At 64.4% G+C, this 20,745-nt stretch carries 19 protein-coding genes; 11 read left to right on the forward strand and 8 right to left on the reverse strand.

Features of this window, described 5'->3' with window-relative positions; all coding sequences use genetic code 11:
- Positions 1-46 precede the first annotated feature (46 nt).
- From lspA to dnaE, 5 genes are all read left to right on the forward strand, one after another.
- Positions 47-679 carry a signal peptidase II gene (gene lspA / locus BKG76_RS21045; RefSeq protein ID WP_070939642.1) on the forward strand — a complete coding sequence of 211 codons (633 nt, stop codon included), beginning with the start codon at positions 47-49 and terminating at the stop codon, positions 677-679.
- Positions 676-1,593 (forward strand): RluA family pseudouridine synthase, encoded by a 918-nt coding sequence (locus BKG76_RS21050; protein ID WP_070939643.1) that lies wholly within the window; start codon positions 676-678, stop codon positions 1,591-1,593. Before lspA ends, BKG76_RS21050 begins: the two co-directional genes overlap by 4 nt.
- A complete protein-coding gene (gene rarD, locus BKG76_RS21055) occupies positions 1,590-2,558 on the forward strand; it encodes an EamA family transporter RarD (protein WP_070939644.1) in 969 nt (322 codons plus the stop codon). Before BKG76_RS21050 ends, rarD begins: the two co-directional genes overlap by 4 nt.
- A 12-nt stretch (positions 2,559-2,570) precedes the next feature.
- A complete protein-coding gene (locus BKG76_RS21060; protein WP_070939645.1) occupies positions 2,571-3,119 on the forward strand; it encodes a lipoprotein LpqH in 549 nt (182 codons plus the stop codon).
- 155 nt (positions 3,120-3,274) lie between these two features.
- Positions 3,275-6,826 carry a DNA polymerase III subunit alpha gene (gene dnaE, locus BKG76_RS21065; RefSeq protein WP_070939646.1) on the forward strand — a complete coding sequence of 1,184 codons (3,552 nt, stop codon included), beginning with the start codon at positions 3,275-3,277 and terminating at the stop codon, positions 6,824-6,826.
- Here dnaE and BKG76_RS21070 read toward each other — a convergent pair.
- On the reverse strand, positions 6,823-7,158 hold the full coding sequence (locus BKG76_RS21070) for an ArsR/SmtB family transcription factor (RefSeq protein ID WP_070939647.1): 336 nt from the start codon (positions 7,156-7,158) through the stop codon (positions 6,823-6,825). The two genes, dnaE and BKG76_RS21070, sit on opposite strands and share 4 nt — an antisense overlap.
- Positions 7,159-7,330: 172 nt before the next feature.
- Here BKG76_RS21070 and BKG76_RS21075 point away from each other — a divergent pair, with 172 nt between their 5' ends.
- The gene (locus BKG76_RS21075) at positions 7,331-7,747 is read left to right on the forward strand and encodes a DUF5313 domain-containing protein (protein WP_070939648.1); all 417 of its coding nucleotides are present in this window, start codon (positions 7,331-7,333) and stop codon (positions 7,745-7,747) included.
- A 7-nt stretch (positions 7,748-7,754) separates the two neighbouring features.
- Here the strand turns inward: BKG76_RS21075 and BKG76_RS21080 are convergent, their stop codons facing one another.
- The 4 genes from BKG76_RS21080 to BKG76_RS21095 form a co-directional block, all read right to left on the reverse strand.
- Entirely contained in the window at positions 7,755-8,570 is an 816-nt protein-coding gene (locus BKG76_RS21080) for a DUF6498-containing protein (RefSeq protein WP_407937670.1), read from the reverse strand.
- A 5-nt stretch (positions 8,571-8,575) separates the two neighbouring features.
- Positions 8,576-9,334 carry a hypothetical protein gene (locus BKG76_RS21085; protein WP_070939649.1) on the reverse strand — a complete coding sequence of 253 codons (759 nt, stop codon included), beginning with the start codon at positions 9,332-9,334 and terminating at the stop codon, positions 8,576-8,578.
- A gap of 33 nt (positions 9,335-9,367) precedes the next feature.
- Positions 9,368-9,574, reverse strand: coding sequence for a hypothetical protein (locus BKG76_RS21090; protein WP_070939650.1), 207 nt, complete (start codon positions 9,572-9,574; stop codon positions 9,368-9,370).
- Positions 9,575-9,644: 70 nt separating this feature from the next.
- Positions 9,645-10,613 (reverse strand): class I SAM-dependent methyltransferase, encoded by a 969-nt coding sequence (locus BKG76_RS21095; protein WP_165611543.1) that lies wholly within the window; start codon positions 10,611-10,613, stop codon positions 9,645-9,647.
- 53 nt (positions 10,614-10,666) lie between these two features.
- Between BKG76_RS21095 and BKG76_RS21100 the strand changes: the two genes are divergently transcribed.
- Together BKG76_RS21100 and ilvA are read left to right on the forward strand one after the other, a co-directional pair.
- A complete protein-coding gene (locus BKG76_RS21100) occupies positions 10,667-11,104 on the forward strand; it encodes a nitroreductase family deazaflavin-dependent oxidoreductase (protein WP_070939652.1) in 438 nt (145 codons plus the stop codon).
- A gap of 14 nt (positions 11,105-11,118) precedes the next feature.
- A complete protein-coding gene (gene ilvA, locus BKG76_RS21105) occupies positions 11,119-12,360 on the forward strand; it encodes a threonine ammonia-lyase IlvA (RefSeq protein WP_070940038.1) in 1,242 nt (413 codons plus the stop codon).
- A gap of 6 nt (positions 12,361-12,366) precedes the next feature.
- On the opposite strand, the gene glgX is transcribed toward ilvA, so the two are convergent.
- A complete protein-coding gene (gene glgX / locus BKG76_RS21110) occupies positions 12,367-14,508 on the reverse strand; it encodes a glycogen debranching protein GlgX (protein ID WP_070939653.1) in 2,142 nt (713 codons plus the stop codon).
- A 39-nt stretch (positions 14,509-14,547) separates the two neighbouring features.
- Complete coding sequence (locus BKG76_RS21115) at positions 14,548-16,728, reverse strand: acyltransferase family protein (RefSeq protein WP_070939654.1); 2,181 nt, start codon at positions 16,726-16,728, stop codon at positions 14,548-14,550.
- Between the two features lie 123 nt (positions 16,729-16,851).
- Between BKG76_RS21115 and BKG76_RS21120 the strand changes: the two genes are divergently transcribed.
- From BKG76_RS21120 to bioD, 3 genes are read left to right on the forward strand one after another with little or no spacing between them, the layout of a single operon-like run.
- The gene (locus BKG76_RS21120; protein ID WP_083338199.1) at positions 16,852-18,168 is read left to right on the forward strand and encodes an adenosylmethionine--8-amino-7-oxononanoate transaminase; all 1,317 of its coding nucleotides are present in this window, start codon (positions 16,852-16,854) and stop codon (positions 18,166-18,168) included.
- Between the two features lie 30 nt (positions 18,169-18,198).
- A complete protein-coding gene (locus BKG76_RS21125; protein WP_070939656.1) occupies positions 18,199-19,344 on the forward strand; it encodes an 8-amino-7-oxononanoate synthase in 1,146 nt (381 codons plus the stop codon).
- Positions 19,341-20,018: a dethiobiotin synthase gene (bioD, locus tag BKG76_RS21130; RefSeq protein ID WP_070939657.1), complete on the forward strand. Its 678-nt coding sequence runs from the start codon at positions 19,341-19,343 to the stop codon at positions 20,016-20,018. The genes BKG76_RS21125 and bioD overlap by 4 nt, the downstream gene beginning before the upstream one ends.
- Here bioD and BKG76_RS21135 read toward each other — a convergent pair.
- Entirely contained in the window at positions 20,015-20,689 is a 675-nt protein-coding gene (locus BKG76_RS21135) for a TetR/AcrR family transcriptional regulator C-terminal domain-containing protein (RefSeq protein ID WP_083338156.1), read from the reverse strand. The two genes, bioD and BKG76_RS21135, sit on opposite strands and share 4 nt — an antisense overlap.
- Positions 20,690-20,745 lie beyond the last annotated feature (56 nt).

Genomic DNA, 20,745 nt, shown 5'->3' on the forward strand with positions numbered 1-20,745 from the left:
GCGATCATCGCAGACAGGCTGCGCAAAGCGCCCCGCCGAGTAAGGGATGATGGGGGGCGTGAGTGATGAGCCCGAGACCGCCCCGAAGCCCAAGCGGCGGATAAAACTGCTGCTCATCGTGGCGGCGGTGGTGCTTGTGCTGGATGTCGTCTCCAAGGTGATTGCCGTCAGGCTGCTACAGCCGGGCAAACCCGTGCCGATCTTCGGCGACACCGTCAGCTGGACTCTGGTGCGCAATTCGGGTGCGGCGTTCTCGTTCGCGACGGGCTACACCTGGGTCCTGACCCTCATCGCCATTTCGGTTGTGGTGGGAATCCTGTTCATCGGTCGCCGGTTGGTCTCGACGTGGTGGGCAATCGGCTTGGGCATGATTCTTGGCGGGGCGTTGGGCAATCTGGTCGACAGGTTCTTCCGCGGACCCGGGCCGCTACGCGGCCATGTGGTCGATTTTCTGTCGGTGGGCTGGTGGCCGGTCTTCAACGTCGCCGACCCGTCAGTGGTGGGTGGAGCGATCCTGCTGGTGGCGCTGTCGCTGTTCGGTTACGACTACGACCGGGAAGGACGCTCGCAGCCGCAGGAATCCAGCAGCGAGGACGCGACTCCGGACCACGACGTGAATCCGGACCACGAGGACGCCGAGAGCGCGGACGCGCAGTCTTCCCAGACCAAGCCATCATGACCTCGCGTTCCCTGCCTGTTCCCGATGGCTTGTCCGGTATGCGCGTCGACGCGGGATTGGCTCGGCTCCTGGGACTTTCGCGCACCGCCGCGGCCACCCTCGCCGAGGAGGGTGCGGTGCTCCTGGACGGCGTCGTCGTCGCCAAATCCGAGAAGCTGACCGCCGGCACCTGGCTGGAGGTCACGCTGCCCGAACCCAAGGCCCCTCCGGAGAACCGTGTCGAGGTCATCGAGGGCATGAAGATCCTCTACGCCGATGACGACCTGGTTGCCGTCGACAAACCGGCAGGTGTCGCCGCCCACGCCTCGGTCGGCTGGACGGGTCCCACTGTGCTCGGTGGGCTCGCCGCCGCCGGGTTCCGGATGACCACCTCCGGGGTTCCCGAACGCAAGGGGATCGTGCACCGTCTGGATGTCGGAACGTCCGGGGTGATGGTCGTGGCGCTGTCGGAGAAGGCGTACACCGAGCTCAAGCGCGCCTTCAAATACCGGCGCGTCGAGAAGCGGTATCACGCTCTCGTGCAAGGACATCCGGACCCATCCAGCGGCACTATCGACGCCCCCATTGGCAGGCATCGCGGACACGATTGGAAATTCGCCGTCGTCGAAGACGGTCGACACTCCATTACCCACTACGACACCGTCGAGGCGTTTGTCGCGGCCAGCTTGCTCGACGTACACCTGGAAACCGGTCGTACCCACCAGATCCGGGTGCATTTCTCGGCCATCAAACATCCCTGCTGTGGAGATCTGACGTACGGTGCGGATCCCACGCTGGCCGCCAAGCTCGGGTTGGAACGGCAATGGCTGCATGCCAAATCGTTGGCCTTCGCCCACCCGACGGACGGCCGCTGGATGGAGATCACCAGCGAATACCCGGAGGATCTGGCGCACGCGCTCGACGTTTTGCGATGAGCGCGGCCGTTACCGCTCCCGAGCAGAACCGTCGTCTGAAGTCCGGCTACCTATTCGGCGCTGCCGCCTACTTGATGTGGGGATTGTTCCCGGCGTTCTTCCCTCTGCTGCAACCGGCGAGCGCGGTGGAGATCCTGGCACATCGCATGATCTGGACCCTGCTGCTGATGGTGATTGTCGTTGCCGTCTCTCGTCGGCTGCGTGATCTGGCCACCATGGGCCTGCGCAACTGGGGGCTGCTTGTCGGTGCCTCGGTGCTGATCGCCCTCAACTGGGGTGTCTACATCTACGCCGTCAACTCCGGGCATGTGCTGGACGCCGCACTCGGGTACTTCATCAATCCGTTGGTGACGGTGTTGTTGGGTGTGCTGATCTTCCGGGAGTCATTGAGTCGATGGCAGATGGTGGCGCTCGTGCTGGCCTTCAGCGCGGTTGCGGTGCTGACCGTCAATTACGGGCAGCTACCCGTCATCACGTTGATACTTGCTGTTTCGTTCGCGGGATACGGCGCCATCAAGAAAACCGTCACCGTCGACCCGCGGGTGAGTCTGACCGCCGAGGGGATCGTCGCCGCACCGTTCGCGATCGCCTACCTGGTGTTCCTCGGCGCGACGGGGCAGCAGCACTTCCTCGGCTACGCCCACGGTCATACGGCGCTGATGGTGCTCAGCGGCGTGGTGACGGCTCTGCCGTTGCTGTTGTTCGGCGTAGCGGCACAACGCATTCCGCTGGTGACCCTCGGGCTACTGCAGTACCTGACGCCGACGTTGCAGATGCTGTGGGGCGTGCTGGTCAAGCATGAGGCGATGTCGCCGGAGCGTTGGGCGGGCTTTGTCCTGATTTGGGTGGCGCTGGCGATCTTCACGGTCGACACCGTGCGCGGCTCGCTGATCTTGCAGCGCCCGATGGGCCGGCAGGCTACCGTTTCGCAGAGCGATATGGCGCCGATCAACGGGAGGGATTGAGTGTTGCGACACATGATCATCGGGGCGGCAGTGATCGCCATGGCGCTGTCCGGTTGTGCTTCGGGCGCGGGGCAGCCGAGCGCAGAGGAACTGAGGGCCGCGGACGCGAACATCGTGGCTGCCGCCGCGGGTGCGATGCCACCGCAGAGAACGGTGAAAGCGCTGAGGACCGGGGGCGGACACCCGACCATCATCCAGTCGGGCACGGCCAGGGTCACGGTCGACGGCACGCTGTTGAACATGCCCGGCCCGGTCTACTGCTTTACCAACCAAGGCGTGACCCAGCTACTCATCAACGTCGGACCGAAGAGGGTCTCCGGGGGGCATGCGATGGTGAAGCTTGACCCGAGTTCGCTGGCGGTCCAGATGTTCGATATTCAGACACCTGAGCTCATCATTTTGCTTCACGAGGAAGACAACGTCGGTGAGCAGATCAAGGCGACCAGGAACGACGACAGCTTTCATATCGAGGGGGAAGGTTCCGGCCGGGACGGCACTGTCGTGAAGACCATGACGTACGTGGTCGACGTCGACTGCGCGCCGGGCTGGGCCTCGGCATAACCGTTGCTGGCGGGGCTTTTGTGACCGCTGGGAATCGGGTTGCTGGATGAGCGCGACGACACACCCCCGACACGCCCGGGTCTGTCAGACCGTCGCCATAAACTGACCCCTCTAACGATTGACGCCCCCATCGTGGGTCGGTACGAAAGGCACGTGTGAGCTCCTCGAATTCTTCGTTCGTGCACCTGCACAACCACACCGAGTACTCGATGCTCGACGGTGCGGCGAAGATCAAGCCGATGCTTGCCGAGGTGGAGCGCCTGGGCATGACGGCGGTCGGTATGACCGACCACGGCAACATGTACGGCGCCAGCGAGTTCTACAACGTGGCCACCGCCACCGGGGTCAAACCGATCATCGGTATCGAGGCCTATATCGCCCCGGCGTCGCGGTTCGACACCAAACGCGTGTTCTGGGGTGATCCCGGCCAGAAATCCGACGACGTGTCCGGTTCGGGCTCCTACACCCACATGACGATGGTGGCCGAGAACGCGACGGGCCTGCGCAACCTGTTCAAGCTGTCCTCGCTGGCCTCCTTCGAGGGTCAGCTGGGTAAGTGGGCGCGCATGGACGCCGAGCTCATCGCCGAACACGCCAGCGGTGTCATCGCCACCACGGGATGTCCGTCCGGTGAAGTGCAGACCAGGCTTCGCCTCGGGCAGGAGAACGAGGCGGTGGCCGCGGCGGCCAAGTGGCAGGAGATCTTCGGCAAGGACAACTTCTTCCTGGAACTGATGGACCACGGGCTGTCCATCGAACGCCGGGTGCGCGAGGGTCTGCTGGAGGTCGGCAAGAAACTCGGCATCCCGCCGCTGGCCACCAACGACTGTCACTACGTCACCAAGGACCATGCACACAACCACGAGGCGTTGTTGTGTGTGCAGACCGGCAAGACGTTGTCGGATCCCACCCGCTTCAAGTTCGACGGCGACGGCTACTTCCTGAAACCCGCGTCCGAGATGCGGGAGCTGTGGGATGACGCCGTCCCCGGAGCCTGCGACAACACGTTGCTGATCGCCGAACGCGTGCAGTCGTACGAGGATGTCTGGAACTTCAAGGACCGGATGCCGGTCTTCCCGGTACCCGAGGGCGAAGATCAAGATTCCTGGCTGCGCAAGGAAGTGGACCGTGGACTGGAGCGCCGCTTCGAGGGGGTTCCGGGGGGAGTCCCCGACGAGTACTTCACCCGTGCTCATTACGAGCTGGATGTCATCAAGCAAAAGGGCTTCCCCGCATACTTTCTCGTCGTCGGTGACCTCGTCTCGCACGCGAAGGAGGTCGGCATCCGGGTCGGACCGGGCCGTGGCTCGGCCGCGGGTTCGCTCGTCGCCTACGCGCTCGGCATCACCAACATCGACCCCATCCCACACGGCCTGCTGTTCGAACGATTCCTCAACCCGGAGCGGCCCTCGGCCCCCGATATCGATATCGACTTCGACGACCGCCGCCGCGGTGAGATGGTGCGCTACGCCACGGACAAGTGGGGTAGCGACCGGGTCGCACAGGTCATCACCTTCGGCACCATCAAGACCAAGGCGGCCCTGAAGGATTCGGCGCGAATCCACTACGGGCAGCCTGGTTTCGCGATCGCGGACCGCATCACCAAGGCACTTCCGCCGCCGATCATGGCCAAGGACATCCCGGTGTGGGGTATCACCAACCCCGAGCACGAGCGGTACAAGGAGGCCGCCGAGGTCCGCACCCTGATCGACACCGATCCGGATGTGCGCAACATCTACCAGACAGCGCTCGGCCTCGAGGGCTTGATCCGCAACGCCGGCGTGCACGCCTGCGCGGTCATCATGAGCTCGGAGCCGCTGACCGAGGCCATCCCGCTCTGGAAGCGCGCCCAGGACGGCGCCATCATCACCGGCTGGGACTATCCCTCGTGTGAGGCCATCGGCCTGCTGAAGATGGACTTTCTGGGCCTGCGCAACCTCACCGTCATCGGGGATGCACTGGACAACATCAAGGCCAATCGTGGCATCGATCTGGACCTGGATCATCTGCCGCTCGACGACCCGGCAACCTACGAATTGCTTTCCCGGGGTGACACTCTCGGTGTATTCCAGCTCGATGGCGGGCCGATGCGAGACCTGCTGCGGCGCATGCAGCCCACCGGGTTCAACGACATCGTCGCCGTGCTGGCCCTGTACCGCCCGGGCCCGATGGGCATGAATGCGCACAACGACTACGCCGACCGTAAGAACGGTCGGCAGCCGATCAAGCCCATCCACCCGGAGCTTGAGGAGCCGCTCAAGGAGATCCTGTCCGAAACCTACGGCTTGATCGTTTACCAAGAGCAGATCATGTTCATCGCCCAGAAGGTCGCCTCGTATTCGATGGGTAAGGCCGACGCGCTCCGTAAGGCCATGGGTAAGAAGAAGCTCGAAGTGCTGGAGGCCGAGTACAAGGGCTTCTATGAGGGCATGACCAACAACGGCTTCTCCGAGAAGGCCGTGAAGGCGTTGTGGGACACCATTCTTCCGTTCGCCGGCTACGCGTTCAATAAATCGCACGCCGCCGGTTATGGGCTGGTGTCTTTCTGGACGGCCTACCTCAAGGCCAACTACCCGGGCGAATACATGGCGGGCCTCCTCACGTCCGTCGGCGACGACAAGGACAAGGCCGCCGTCTACCTTGCCGATTGCCGCCGCCTGGGCATCACCGTGCTCCCACCGGACGTCAACGAATCCGTGCATAACTTTGCTTCCGTGGGGGAGGACATCCGCTACGGGCTCGGCGGTGTGCGAAATGTCGGTGCCAACGTGGTGCAGTCGCTCATCGCCACGCGCGAGGAAAAGGGTGCCTTCACCGACTTCTCGGATTACCTGCACAAGATCGATATCGCGGCCTGCAACAAGAAGGTGACTGAATCGCTGGTGAAGGCGGGTGCCTTCGACTCACTCGGGCATCCCCGCAAGGGGCTCTTTCTTGTGCAGTCCGACGCGGTGGATTCGGTGCTCGGCACCAAGAAGGCCGAAGCCATGGGGCAGTTCGATCTGTTCGGGGGCGGGGACGACCCGGCCACCTCGGAGGTCTTCGCCATCAAGGTTCCCGACGACGAGTGGGAAGAAAAGCACAAACTGGCCCTGGAGCGAGAGATGCTGGGCCTGTATGTGTCCGGGCACCCCCTCAACGGCGTGGCGCACCTGTTGGGCCGTCAGACCGACACCCAGATTCCCACGATCCTCGAGGGCGATATCGCCAACGACACCCAGGTGCGCGTCGGCGGCATCCTGGCCTCGGTCAACCGCCGCGTCAACAAGAACGGCATGCCCTGGGCTTCGGCGCAACTGGAGGACCTCACGGGCGGTATCGAGGTGCTCTTCTTCCCGCAGGCCTACTCGGTGTACGGCGCCGAGATAGCCGACGATGCCGTGGTTCTGGTCAACGCGAAGGTGGCGATCCGTGATGATCGGATCTCCCTGATCGCCAATGACCTTGTGGTGCCTGATTTTTCGCAGGCATCCGACGACCGTCCGGTGGCCGTGACACTGCCCACGCGGCAGTGCACCATCGACAAGGTGACGGCACTCAAGCAGGTGCTGGCACGCCATCCCGGTACCAATCAGGTGCATCTGCGGTTGATCAGCGGCGAACGTGTCACCACGCTGGAACTCGATCAGTCGCTGCGGGTTACCCCGTCCTCGGCGCTGATGGGGGATCTCAAGGCGTTACTCGGACCGGGCTGCCTGGGGGGTTAGCTCGCCGCGTCGGTGCCGTCGAGCCATTCGGCTTGATCGGCCACCACACCGGTGAGGATCTTGCGCGCGGTCGCCAGCAGCTCTGCCACACGGGGCGAGGTCAAGGTGTAGAGCACCGACTGGCCTTCGCGGCGGGCAGTCACCAGGCCTGCGCGTCGCAGCACGGCCAGCTGCTGTGAGAGGTTGGCTGCCTCGATGCCGACTTCGGGCAGCATCTCCGACACGGCCTGATCGCGCTCGCTGAGCAGTTCCAGTACGCGTATGCGCACCGGATGGCCCAGCGTCTTGAAGAAATCCGCCTTCATCCGATACAGCGGCTGACGTGCATCCATATCGAGTCCATCTCACCACATGACAACTTGCAAAGATTAGCAACCCGGCAACAATGCTGGACAGGGGCACGTCTATAGTTCCTGACGGCTCTCGCCGGGGCCTTACCTGTATTCCAGCAGGGCTGTCTGCTGTCCACTCCGGCGAGAGCCGTCTAGCGCCCAGGAGCTCTGTATGACGACCGACCGGCCCAGCATCGGGCAGTTCATCACCTACGCCTATGGACGGCGCTTACCGGACTCGATGCGGGAATGGGTGGCCAACGACCTGTCCGGGCCGGGCGCCGTCCGCCGGCACATGATCCGGTACGTGATTCCGCCGCACTTCATCCTGGCGCCATTCTGGCTTCTGCCCGGCGGAACGCTGCTGCATGTGGCGATTACCCTGCCCATCTACGTCTGGGCAATTCTGATGACCCACGCCCTCAACAAGATCTGGCGCCGTTACCGGTTGGCCCAGCACGATCTGGATCCGAAACTCGCTGACATCGGCAACCGCGAGAAGCACGCGCGCAAGCACGAGGCGTACGCCCAGCGCTACGGTGCCCGTCCTGAGTCGAACGACACCTACTCCAGTAGCGATCCCATCTGATAGACGGTTAATGCCTCGCCGCGGACCACGGTTCTTCGTTTTTCTTGCGCCGCGCGGCCTCATCGCGCCGATCCTTGGCCCATTGCTCCTCGAAGGTCAGTCCGGGGCGGGCGCTGGGGATGCGGTTCATCGCTCGGCTGAGCCAGCGCGGCGGGGTGGCCGGCTCCCATTGCGGGAAGGTGGTGCTCAACGAGTACATGGTCTTCAGGGCAACGAACACTCCGAATAGTGCGGAGGACGCATCGGTGACCGCGACCGCGAACATCCCGAAGATCAGGGTGAGGTGCACGACGGCGACTCGTAGGAACCCGCGGCTTGCCATCGTCTCCAGCTGCCAGAAGGACCAGCGGCGCAGGGAGGGCAGATCCACCAGAAAGTCGACAGCCAGGGCGATGGATACCTGCAGGCAACCGAATACCACACTGCGCCAGTCGATACCGATGAGTGCGGCCTTGCCGTTATGGGTGAGTAGAAACAGGATGATGGCCAAGAAGAAGCCGTGGGCGGCAGAGAAGACGAGGGTGGTGAAAAGGAACCCCGTGACGAAGGAATCGCGCGAGCGGCTACGGTCCGGTCCCGGCGCCTGGTATTGGAAATGGCCCCGACGCGGACTCCACCGTTTGTGAAGGACGGTCCGAAGGGCGACGAACAGTGAGGCCACCACGGTCTCGAACCAGTAGACCGCGAGTGTGGTGCCGGCCGACCACCCTCCGGCGAACCAGCCGGCCAGGGGAATGGCATTGACCACGATCATCGTGGCCAGATGAAGGATGCGATTGAGGGTGTCGGGTGCGTCCGAGGATGAGTCGGAATCCCGGGCGATCACCGCTAGCTCAGAATGTTCACGGCACGGGCGAGTACCAATGCGACGGTGGAGAGCGCCACCATCGACTGCACAGTCATCAGCATCTTGGCCCACCGTGACAGCGGCATGGTGTCCGTTGGGGAGAAGGCGACGACGTTGGTGAAACTCACGTAGAGGTAGTCGGGGAACTTCGGACGCCAATCCGGCGGTGCGAGTTCGGGATTGGACATCTGCGGAAACATGAAGTCCGGATGTGGCCTTTCCGGCGTGCGGCGCGCGAATGGACCGCCCCGGTCAAACTCCCAGTACCACATGCCGAATACGATCACGTTGGTGATGAAGATCGCCAGGCCGCTGCCCAGGAGCACGCGCGGATTGTCGCCCATCTGCCCCGACACGATCTTGTAATCCAGCAGGACTGCCGAGATGGTGTTGTCGGCGGTGATGGCGGCGATCAGTAGATACGTCGCCCAGCGCCCGAGAGTCGTTGAACGCGTGAACTTTATTGGGTTGAGGACAACCAGGACCACCAGCAGCGCGGACTCCAGGACGGGCAGCGGCCAGCGCGGAGTGAGGTTGAACTGGGCCGGGATGGCCAACTGCAGGCAGATCGCCGCGACAAGAGCGATGAGAACCGGTATCCGGCTTTCCGGAGCGCCGGGACGCAGCCAGGACGGCAGGTGTTTTTCGGCGGCCAGCACGTCGTCGGACACTTCGTGGGCGAGTCGTTCAATACGGTGCCCGGCCGGGTGCCCGGCGGCCGATTCGGTTGGCGAAGACATGGGGATGTACTACACCCCGCAGCGAGATTCTGCTCAGTGAATGAGCGAGCCTGTGAGCCAGACAAGGCTGGCTACCGCAGAAGCGGAGAACAGCGCGGTCGACATCGATGCCACGACCATGAGCGTGACCAGGAAGACTGCGGTACCGATTCCGAGAGCGAGCAGTTTGTAGGCGGGCGATGCCACCGCGGCGACGTCCAGGGACCGCACCTGATCTGCTGCGCGCTCGAAGGTCGTCATGAAATACAGGATATGCCTAATGAGGAAGTTCGGTCAACCGAACACGCGGCTACGGGTGTGGAAAGACGGACTAGCTGGTCTTCCTCATCCCGCCCCGGTAGTAGTCGATCAGATCCGACTCCGATATCGACTCCGGCGCCTTTCGGCCCAGGAAGAAGACACTGCTGGCGCCGTCCAAACTGTGTCCTGGGTCGAGGATGCGATCGGCGTAGCTGAGCCAGAAGAACAGCAGCGATGCCACCCGGCCAAGACGAACAGATCGCGTCAGGGCCCGTACGAAGTAGTCGATCGACCATCGCAGCGCGGTTCCGGCGCCGGCCACCGCTCCGGAATCGATCCGTTCGAACGAGCGGAACAGATATCGATGCCCGCTATCGGTGAAGCGGGTGAAGTCGTAGGGCCCCTCGTGTACCTGCTGCAGGAAGGGGGTGTCGGCATAGACGATTCCACCGCTGCGCAGCACCCGGTGGATTTCCTGTGCCACCTGCCGCGGCTCCACAACGTGCTCGAGCACGGCCTGCACGATGACGCCGTCCATCGACCCGTCGGCCAGCGGAATCGCGTGGCCATCGCCCACGAATTGCACCACCGGGCTGACGTAGACGTCGAAGGCGATCAGATCGATTGCCTCGTCGGCATACAACGCTTCCAGGCCGCCGCCCACGGTGCCACCGCCGATCACCAACACCCTGGGCCGGCGGCCATGCCCCGGCTCGTCGGCGCGAAGGGCCTGCAGCATGTGGGCGACAGCGGTCGGTGCGACCGTGTTGTCGGGGTGTACGAGTCGCTGCGCCACCTGAAACAACCCCGACCGTTTGAGCGCGGATGCCCCATCGACGGCCTGGAGCCGATCGGCGTTCAGGACGCTGCGGGTGAAGTCGACGAGCGCCGGCAGGCCGCCCACCACCGGGAATGACGCCGTGTGGAGCTCGCACGCCGAACTGGCGCAGCGCCACACATTCTCCGCACTGTCTATCGACGCCCCGCAGCGCGGACAGATGAAGAGATTCTGGTTAACCATCGTCTCCAAAGAAAGCACGGCGCAACTATATGCGTGGAAGTACGTCGCAGCGCGGCGATACAGTTGTCGGCATGCCATTAACCGGTGAATACGAACCCAGTGGACTCGATTGGTCGCAGAAGCAGGTGACCAAGATTATTGAGAGCGGGACCACCGATGGCATCACCATCGCTGATATGCCGGTGATCCTGCTGACCTCGCTGGGCGCCAAGTCCGGCAAGCTGCGCAAGATCGCCCTGATGCGGGTCGAGCACGATGGCGAGTACGCGATTGTCGCTTCACTGGGCGGTGCACCCAAGAATCCCGTGTGGTATTACAACGTCAAAGAGAACCCGCTCGTGGAGCTGCAAGACGGCAGCACCACCAAGGACTACCAGGCGCGCGAGGTCTTCGGTGACGAGAAGGCACCGTGGTGGGATCGCGCCGTCGAGGCCTACCCGCCGTATGCGGAGTACCAGACCAAGACCGACCGTCAGATCCCGGTTTTCGTGCTGACACCGGTCTCTTGAGCGCGCCCGAGGTGGTGACGGCAGCCGATATCGATGCCGCGGCCAAGCGCATCGACGAGGTGGTGCACCCGACTCCCGTCCAGCATGCGGATCGGCTTTCGGCCCTCACCGGCGCCAACGTGTACCTCAAACGTGAAGATCTGCAATCGGTCCGGTCGTACAAACTGCGTGGAGCCTTCAATCTGCTGATGCAGCTCAGCGACGAGGAAAAGGCTGCCGGCGTGGTGTGCTCCAGTGCCGGCAATCACGCCCAGGGCTTCGCGCTGGCGTGTAAGTCGATGGGCGTGCATGGCCGGGTATACATCCCGAGCAAGACGCCCAAACAGAAGCGGCAGCGAATCATCTACCACGGCAACGGCTTCGTGGAATTGATCGCCGTCGGGCACGGCTACGACGAGGCCGCGGCGGCGGCCAAGGCCGACGCCGCACGTACCGGCGCCACTTTGGTACCGGCCTTCGACGATGTGCGGACCATCGCGGGCCAGGGCACCATCGCCGCCGAGATCCTCGACCAATTGGACAACCCGCCGGACGTGGTGGTGGTGCCGGTCGGCGGTGGAGGCTGCATCTCGGGAATCGTCACCTATCTGCGGGAGCGTGCCCCGCAGGTTCGCGTGGTGGGCGTGGAACCTGCCGGTGCCGCTTGCATGGCCGCGGCCATGCGTGCCGGTGGCCCGGTTCCGCTCGACCACGTGGATCCGTTCGTCGACGGCTGCGCCGTGCAGGTCGCCGGCGCTGCCCCGTATCGGCTGCTGGCCGCGGCGGGGGAGATGCTCTCGCTCACCACGGTTGATGAGGGCGCTGCCTGCACCGCGATGCTGGAGCTGTATCAGAACGAGGGGATCATCGCGGAACCCGCCGGTGCACTGTCGGTTGCGGCGTTGGCCGACATGTCGATCGAGCCGCGATCCACCGTGGTATGCCTGATTTCCGGTGGCAACAACGATGTTTCGCGATACGGCGAGATCCTGGAACGCTCGCTGGTGCACCTGGGGCTCAAGCACTACTTCCTGGTCGACTTCCCGCAGGAGCCGGGTGCGCTGCGGCGTTTCCTCGGCGAGATACTCGGCCCCAACGATGACATCACGCTGTTCGAGTACGTCAAGCGGAACAACCGTGAAATGGGCGCCGCGCTGGTGGGCATCGAGCTCAGCAACCCCGACGATCTAGCGGGTCTGCTGGATCGGATGCAGGTCTCGGATCTGGATATCGAACGGCTGGAACCAGATTCGGCGGCCTTCCGCTATCTGACGTAACGGCGACTAGCCGCTCTTGCGCAGCACCACAAGGGCGCGGTCCTGCACTCGCACCGCCTTGCCCGCATCGACCACGGCCGAGCATTGGCCGTCGGGCTCGGCGGTGTCGAGTACCGCGGTCCACTGGGCCGCGTAATCGCCGTCGGGTGTCACGAAATCCAGTGGTTCGTCGTAGGCGTTGAAGCACAACAGGAACGAGTCGCCGGACACCCGTTCGCCGCGGGCGTTCGGCTCTGGAATCGCGTCACCGTTGAGGAAGACGGCGAGGCTCTTGCCGAACCCGCTATCCCAGTCGGCGGTGGTCATCTCCTCGCCGGCCGGGGTCAGCCACGCGATATCGCGTACCTCCTCGCCCTCACGGATCGGGCGTCCCGCGAAGAACCGTCGGCGCCGAAACACCGGGTGCTGTTTGCGCAGCGCGATCACCGTTCGCGCGAATTGAAGGAGATCGGCGTTGGTCGCGGCCAGTTCCCAATCCATCCAGGACAGCGGCGAATCCTGGCAGTAGACGTTATTGTTGCCCTGTTGGGTCCGGCCGATCTCGTCGCCGTGGGACAGCATGGGAGTGCCCTGGCTCAGTACCAGGGTCGCGAAGATATTGCGCATCTGCCGGGCGCGCAGCGCGAGTATTCGCGGGTCATCGGTGGGCCCCTCCACACCGCAGTTCCACGAGCGGTTGTAGGTTTCACCGTCCTTGTTGTTCTCTCCGTTGGCCTCATTGTGTTTGTCGTTGTAGGAGACCAGATCTCGCAAGGTAAAGCCATCGTGTGCGGTGACGAAGTTGATGCTCGCGCTGGGCCGGCGCCCGGTGGCCTCATACAGGTCGGAGGAGCCGGTAAGCCGGGAGGCGAACTCTCCGAGAGTGGCGGGCTGTCCGCGCCAATAATCGCGGACGGTGTCACGGAACTTGCCGTTCCATTCGGTCCACAGTCCGGGGAAGTTGCCCACCTGATATCCGCCCTCGCCGATATCCCACGGCTCAGCGATCAGCTTGACCTGGCTGACAACCGGATCCTGCTGAACCAGATCGAAGAACGCCGAGAGGCGGTCGACATCATGCAGCTCACGGGCCAGCGTGGAGGCCAGATCAAAGCGGAACCCGTCGACGTGCATCTCGGTCACCCAGTAGCGCAGCGAATCCATGATGAGCTGCAAGGTATGCGGATTGCGGGCGTTGAGGCTGTTCCCGGTGCCGGTGTAGTCGGTGTACCGAGCGAGGTTGTCGTCGTTGAGCTTGTAGTAGGCGCGATTGTCGATGCCGCGGAAACTGAGAGTCGGGCCGATGTGGTCGCCCTCGGCGGTGTGGTTGTAGACAACGTCGAGGATGACCTCGATACCGGCCTCGTGAAATGCGCGCACCATTGCCTTGAACTCGGCGACGGCGCCACCGGCATGTGGAGAAGACGCGTACCCGGCGTGTGGCGCCAGATATCCGAAGGTGTTGTACCCCCAGTAATTTCGCAGCCCTAAGGCGATCAACCGGCTGTCGTGGAAGAACTGGTGCACGGGCATCAGTTCGATGGCGGTGACGCCCAGGGAACGCAGGTGGTCGATGACGGCCGGATGGGCCAGACCCGCGTACGTTCCCCTGAGCTCCTCGGGCACCCCGGGGTGTGACTGCGTCATGCCCTTGACATGCGCCTCATAGATGACGGTCTCGTGATACGGGGTGCGCGGACGGCGATCCGAGCCCCAGTCGAAGTACGGATTGATGACGACGGTGGTCATGGTGTGGCCCAGCGAGTCTCGCGCAACGAGCGCCTCGGTGTCCAGGGGATCTATCTGATAGGACAGCAGCGGCGGCGCGGTGTCGGGGCCGTAGTCGAATTCGCCGTGGAAGGCCTTGCCGTACGGATCGAGCAGCAGCTTGTTCGGGTCGCAGCGATGCCCGTTGTCGGGATCCCACGGCCCGTGCACCCGGAAGCCGTAACGCTGGCCGGGGGAGATGGTCGGCAAGTAGCAGTGCCAGACGTACCCGTCGACCTCCTCGAGGGGCACCCGGGTTTCGGTGCCATCCTTGGCGATCAGACACAGCTCGACGGACGTGGCCACCTCGGAGAACAACGAAAAGTTGGTGCCCGCCCCGTCGTAGGTGGCGCCCAGCGGATATGGGTTACCCGGCCATACCTGAAGCGGTGGCAGGGTCATGGTGAAGACCCTATCGGGCGCAGGCCCAGATCGCGCGCCTCACTGGCCCGGCTGAACCGGTCGCCACCATCCGGTGGCCAGAGCGATCTGTCGCCCCAGCTCCCGGGTCATGGTGCGCATGTAGGTGGCCGAGATGTGGTGAGAATCGTGATACACCAACACGTTTCCTTCCACGACGCGGCATTTGTCGGGCCGGCAGACAGCGCGAGTCATATCGAGGATCTTCAACAGTGGGAACCGGTTCGCAATGGCCAGGGTGGGGTTCACATCGTCGAGAGCGCGGTTGCGATCCATGGCGCACGAATCGGCGTTTCCGCCCGCGGAGATGCAGTCGGCCGCGGTGTAGGTGGTGCCGTCCTTGTCGATGAGCCATGGGGTGTCGCGCATCCCGAGGACCGGGATACCGGCCTCATCGAATGCCGACCAGATGCCCATGTAGCTATCGGGCATCACGTCGCCGGTGCCAAGAGCCGAGCGGGGGCGGGTGGTCGTGGTGAACACGTAATCGGGATGCTCCTGGATCAATCGCGACATCACCTCGTCGACCCATTTCTTGCAGTCCGGGTACGGGTCATTGGACCCGGCGATACGGGGGACCTCTTCGGTGCTGAGCGGGCAGCCCATCTTCAGATAGGTGGTGATCTTGAAGTTGTGCTGGCGCCCCAGGATGTCGAGTGCGGTGATCCAGTGCTCGGCATGTGAGCCGCCGGCCAGTGCGATGGTTCGGGTGGCATGTGGGTTGCCGTACGTACAGGTGATCACCGCGCGGTTGCGGAAATCGCTGATGCAGTCCTGCTCGGTGGTGATCGGCAGATCGTCGGAGGCCTCGAGGGTGGTGGGCCGCATCGGCAGCTCCGGTACGCGGTCGCCGTACAGCAGTGCCCCCGCGCCGGGGTAGTCCCGCGGGCGCAGACCTGAGAGTTCCTTGCCGTTGGAACGCTGCACCGTGACGTGCTCAAGCCAGGTGAATGAGGTCGCGGTGAGGGCCACGGCCATCAGCACGATCGCGGTGCCCAGCGCCAGCGTGGGGCGGCGTAAACGAGTCCACAGGGACGAGGACTTCGGTGAGACCCTCGGGTACCGCAGGGGAGTCTCCACGTACTTGTTGGTCAGATAGGCCAACGCCAGCGAGATGCCGAGGATCGCGGCGCCCTCCCAGAGGGAAACCTTGGGCTCGCCGCTGTACACCAACCAATAGACCAACAGCGGCCAGTGCCAGAGGTACAGCGAGTAGGCCAGCGCCCCCAGCTCGACCAGCGGGCGGGAGGCGAGGAACCGGTTGGCCGCCGGCTGTGGGGTCTCCGCCGGCAGGTTCGCCGCCGACAAGATGAGAACGAGGGTCGCGACCACGGGCACCAGGGCCAAGGGGCCGGGGAACTCGCGTACACCGTTGATGAGCGCGCCACAGGAGAGGATCGTCGCGACGGCCACGACGGCCAGGAGCTGCCGCAGCCACATCGGCCAGCGCGTGCCGGCGACCAGTGCGCCCACCAGTACCCCGAGCAGTAACTCCCAGGCCCGGGCAAAGGTGTTGTAGTAGGCGATCGACTGGAAGTCGAGATGGGCGTAGATCGCGTAGCCGAAGGATGCCAGCGACAGAGCTGCGATCACGGTGATGAGGACGGTGCGCATGTGCCGGCCGAGCGGTTTGCGCAGCAGGACTGCCAAGAGATACACCAACGCCAGGAAGCCGACGTAGAACTGTCCCTGCACCGACATCGACCACAGATGCTGTAGCGGGCTCACCGACTCGCTGGCCGCCAGGTAGTCGGCGGCGGTGTTGGCGAGCTCCCAGTTCTGGTAGTAACCCAGGCTGGCCAGGCTCTGTTCGGCAAACGTTTCCCAGCGGGTTTCCGGTTGCACCAGCACGGTGAGTACGGCGCAGGCCGCCAGCACCAGGATGAGTGCGGGCAGCAGCCGTCGCACTAGTCGTTTCAGGACCGGCACCGGGTTGAGCGATGCTCCCTGTGTAGTCGCTGTGCGTAGTAGCTTGCTGCCGTAAAAAAAGCCCGAAAGGGTTAAGAAGACGTCAACTCCACCCGACACCCGGCCGAACCACACGTGAAAGACGGCGACCAGAAAGATTGCGATACCGCGCAGGCCATCGAGGTCGTAGCGGTAAAATGCCTTGTCGCCCTTGGTCTTCGGGGCGGCATCCATCGCCGCGGCGGGTGGCACCTCGGGATCGGTCATTGGCTTAGTTGCTGAGACGAAGAACATTTTCGGCCCCCAATGTACCTATGGTTGCCGAGAGTCTTGGCAGATGCGCGCCAACGGCGTGTGCGGATGACCCGAATGGCCCCGATCAGAGGGTCTGTGACAGGCTCGCTGACTGTGCCGAAGTTGACGCCGGAAGAGGTCGGAGCCGTCGATGCCGCCCATTTGTGGCATCCGTACAGCGGGATCGGCGCCCCCGACATGGCCCAGAGACCGCTGGTGGTGACCGGCGCAGACGGTCCGAACATCACCGTCGTGCGCGACGGGCAACCGACCGACGTGCTCGACGGCATGAGTTCATGGTGGTCCTGCATTCACGGCCACGGTCACCCGGTACTGGACCGCGCCGTAACCGAGCAGGTGGCGTCGATGAGCCATGTCATGTTCGGGGGACTCACCCACGAACCCGCCGCCCGGTTGGCACAGCTGCTGGTGGAGGTGACGCCACCGGCGCTGCAGACGGTCTTCTTCTGTGACTCCGGATCGGTGTCGGTGGAAGTGGCGATCAAGATGGCGCTGCAGTATTGGCGCAGCCTCGGGTTGCCCGCCAAACACCGCCTGATGACCTGGCGCGGCGGCTACCACGGGGACACCTTCGCGCCGATGAGCGTCTGCGACCCCCAGGGGGGCATGCACTCGTTGTGGACCGATGTGTTGGTCGAGCAGATCTTCGCCGACCGGGTCCCCAGTGCCTACGACGACGAGTACATGCGGCGTTTCGAAGCGGAACTGACAGAACACGCCGCCGAACTCGCGGCCGTCATCGTCGAGCCCGTGGTGCAAGGCGCCGGGGGCATGCGATTTCACGACCCGCGTTACCTGGCCGAGCTGCGCGCCATCTGCGATCGCCATGGGGTGCTGCTGATCTTTGATGAGATCGCGACGGGATTCGGGCGCACCGGTGAGCTCTTCGCCGCCGATCACGCCGGGGTGAGTCCCGACATCATGTGTGTCGGCAAGGCCATCACGGGCGGTTATCTGACGCTGGCTGCCACGTTGTGTACCGCCAAGATCGCGCAGACCATCAGTGACGGCCCGGCGGGCGCACTGATGCATGGCCCGACGTTCATGGCGAACCCGTTGGCATGCGCGGTGGCGGTCGCGTCCATCGAGCTGCTGCTGTCCGGGGATTGGAAGTCCCGGGTCGCGCAGATATCGGCGGGTCTGAGTGAGGGCCTGGCGCCGGCCGCCGATCTGGAGGGCGTCGCGGATGTGCGGGTTCTCGGGGCGATCGGTGTCATCGACATGGAGCAGCCCTTGGGGCCAGAGGGCATGCGGATCGCCACCGATACAGCACTCGATGAGGGTGTGTGGCTGCGTCCCTTCCGGACATTGGTCTACGCGATGCCGCCGTACATCTGCGATGACGAGGAAATCCGCCGAATCACCCATGCGATGGTGCGCGCCGCGGCGGCGGTAGGAGCCGCGTCGGCGGTGCGCTAACCTGAACACCGTTCAGGAGAGGAGGCGCCGGTGACCGACGCATCATCACCGCTTGCCTGGTTGGGTGAGGTCGAGCGGCAACGGGAAGTCGCCGGACTCCGTCGTCGGCTGCGTACGCGCAGCGCTGCCGAGCCCGAGATCGATCTGGCATCCAACGACTACTTGGGCCTGTCCCGGCATCCACAGGTCATCGAGGCCGGTGTCGAGGCCCTGTGGATCTGGGGTGCCGGATCTACCGGCTCGCGCCTGGTCACCGGCAATACCGAGCTGCACGAAGAGCTGGAGCGTGAACTCGCGACCTTCATGGGCGCGCAATCAGCGTTGGTGTTCTCCTCGGGGTATACCGCCAATCTCGGTGCGGTCGTGGCGCTTTCCGGTCCCGGTACGCTCATCGTCTCCGACGCGCGGACCCACGCCTCGCTGATCGATGCGTGCCGCCTGTCGCGGGCGCGCGTCGTCGTGACTCCCTACCGCGACACACACGCAGTGGCGGCGGCCCTGGCACAACGCCCCGAGGAACGCGCGCTGGTGCTCACCGACGCGGTCTTCAGCGCTGACGGTGCGCTCGCACCGCTGACCGAGCTGTACGCGGTGTGCCGCGACCACGGCGCGGTACTGCTGGTCGATGAGGCGCACGGACTTGGTGTGCGCGGACCGGGTGGCCGTGGTCTGGTCTCCGAAGTCGGGCTCGCCGGCCTGGACGATCTCGTCGTCACCGTCACGCTTTCCAAGGCCCTGGGCAGCCAAGGCGGGGCCGTCTTGGGTTCCGAGGCAGTTCGTGCGCACCTCGTTGACGCCGCACGTCCATTCATCTTCGACACCGGTCTCGCTCCCGCCGCGGCCGGTTCGGCCTTGGCGGCGCTCCGTCTGCTGGCCGTCGAACCGGAACGCGTGCGTGCGGTCCTTGATCACGCGGCGGCGCTGGGGCAGTGGTGCGGTGTCGCGGAGAAACCGGAATCGGCGGTGGTGCCGGTGATCCTCGGGGATCCCACAGTCGCGTTCAACGCCGCCAAGGCATGCCTGGAGCAGGGTGTCCGGGTGGGCTGTTTCCGCCCGCCGTCGGTCCCCGAGGGGCAATCCCTGCTACGTCTGACGGCCCGCGCCTCACTGACCGAGGCAGATCTGAATCGCGTGCGTGAGGTGCTCGCCGGTGTGTTGGCGCTGGCCCGCCAGTGACGATCCTCCTGGTCACCGGAACATCGACCGGGGTGGGGAAGACGGTGGCGACCGCGGCTCTAGCCGCGGCGGCCGTCAGTCAGGGCATCGACGTGACGGTATGCAAGCCGGTGCAGACCGGTGACGACCGTGATGCTGATGAGGTAGCCCGGTTGTCCGGTGTGCGGCGCGTCCAGACACTGGTGCGTTATCCCGAACCACTGGCACCGGTCGCGTCGGCGTCGCGTGCCGGTCTGGCGTTACTGGACCACGTGCAGATGGCCACGGCGATCTTCGGTCTCGATCGTCCCGGCGCATTGACGCTGGTTGAGGGCGCCGGCGGTCTCCTGGTGGAGCTGGCAGCCGGGGGTAAGACCCTGCGTGACCTCGCGATCGTGCTCGACGCGCCGGTTCTGGTGGTGACGACCGCGGACCTGGGCACCCTCAATCACACCGCTCTCACCTTGGAAGCCCTTGATGCGCAGTCGGTTCCGTGCGCGGGACTGGTGGTGGGGACTTTTCCCGCGGAGCCCGATCTGGCGCAACGACTCAACCGTGAGGATTTGGCGGGTCAGTTCCAGACGCCGGTGCGTGCGGTGATTCCGGAGGGCGCCGCACGGCTGATGCCGGCGGTGTTCGCCGAGCTGAGCGTCGCGTTGTTCGACCCGCAGTGGATCGCCGAGCTGGTGTCCTAACCGATCGGGCTGGACTGGCGGGCCAGCTGGTCGATGCCGTCGACAAGTAGGCGCGTGCCGAAGCCGAATTGCGCCGTGGGGTCGGTGAGCCCCGCGTCGTCCGCGAGGAACGATTGACCGTCCTGGAGAGCCCCAGCGGAGTCCCACTGCAGCCGCGACTGTTCGTCGGCGACGTATCCGAGTACGTAATAGACGATGCTGCGGGCGGCCAACGCGGCGGGAACCGCGCCCAGACCCGCGGTGACGGCGGCCTCGGCGAGCCGATCGAGCACGGTGATCATGAGTGAGGTCTGGCCGGAGGCGAAGCTCGCCGACACCAACTCCGCGCCATCCTTGTGCGATAGCAGCGCGTCGCGAAGAGCCGAGCACAGAAAGTCGATGCGTTCTTGCCAGGGCACATCGCGACGATCGGATTCGGCCAACGGTGCCAGTACGTGATCGGCGACTGCGCCGAGCAGCTGCTGCTTATTCGCGAAATGCCAGTACAGAGCGCTCGGCGCGATATCGAGCTCGCGGGCCAGCCGGCGCATCGTGAGATCCGCGATCCCGTAGTCGTCGAGAATCGCGGTCGCTCGGCGCACCAGGTCATGTCGGTTCAGCGCCCGACGCTCTTCACGCAGGCGGCTCATCGGTGGGACCGCACGCCCCTTGTTTGGCTCAGTGATGGCCATACTCTAACCTGAACACCGTTCAGGATTGAGTATCAGGTTTGTACCTATGTGAGGAG

The sequence above is a fragment of the Mycobacteroides franklinii genome (assembly GCF_001853795.1).
In the GTDB taxonomy this organism is placed as follows: domain Bacteria; phylum Actinomycetota; class Actinomycetes; order Mycobacteriales; family Mycobacteriaceae; genus Mycobacterium; species Mycobacterium franklinii.

Excerpts from the sequence above, each read along its gene's own strand:
- BKG76_RS21060 (WP_070939645.1), top strand. The coding sequence starts at position 2,571 with ATGATCATCGGGGCGGCAGTGATCGCCATGGCGCTGTCCGGTTGTGCT.
- BKG76_RS21100 (WP_070939652.1), top strand. The coding sequence starts at position 10,667 with ATGCCATTAACCGGTGAATACGAACCCAGTGGACTCGATTGGTCGCAG.
- BKG76_RS21115 (WP_070939654.1), bottom strand. The coding sequence starts at position 16,728 with ATGTTCTTCGTCTCAGCAACTAAGCCAATGACCGATCCCGAGGTGCCA.
- BKG76_RS21070 (WP_070939647.1), bottom strand. The coding sequence starts at position 7,158 with ATGGATGCACGTCAGCCGCTGTATCGGATGAAGGCGGATTTCTTCAAG.
- BKG76_RS21075 (WP_070939648.1), top strand. The coding sequence starts at position 7,331 with ATGACGACCGACCGGCCCAGCATCGGGCAGTTCATCACCTACGCCTAT.
- rarD (WP_070939644.1), top strand. The coding sequence starts at position 1,590 with ATGAGCGCGGCCGTTACCGCTCCCGAGCAGAACCGTCGTCTGAAGTCC.
- BKG76_RS21085 (WP_070939649.1), bottom strand. The coding sequence starts at position 9,334 with ATGTCTTCGCCAACCGAATCGGCCGCCGGGCACCCGGCCGGGCACCGT.
- BKG76_RS21050 (WP_070939643.1), top strand. The coding sequence starts at position 676 with ATGACCTCGCGTTCCCTGCCTGTTCCCGATGGCTTGTCCGGTATGCGC.
- BKG76_RS21135 (WP_083338156.1), bottom strand. The coding sequence starts at position 20,689 with ATGGCCATCACTGAGCCAAACAAGGGGCGTGCGGTCCCACCGATGAGC.
- lspA (WP_070939642.1), top strand. The coding sequence starts at position 47 with ATGATGGGGGGCGTGAGTGATGAGCCCGAGACCGCCCCGAAGCCCAAG.
- BKG76_RS21090 (WP_070939650.1), bottom strand. The coding sequence starts at position 9,574 with ATGACGACCTTCGAGCGCGCAGCAGATCAGGTGCGGTCCCTGGACGTC.
- glgX (WP_070939653.1), bottom strand. The coding sequence starts at position 14,508 with ATGACCCTGCCACCGCTTCAGGTATGGCCGGGTAACCCATATCCGCTG.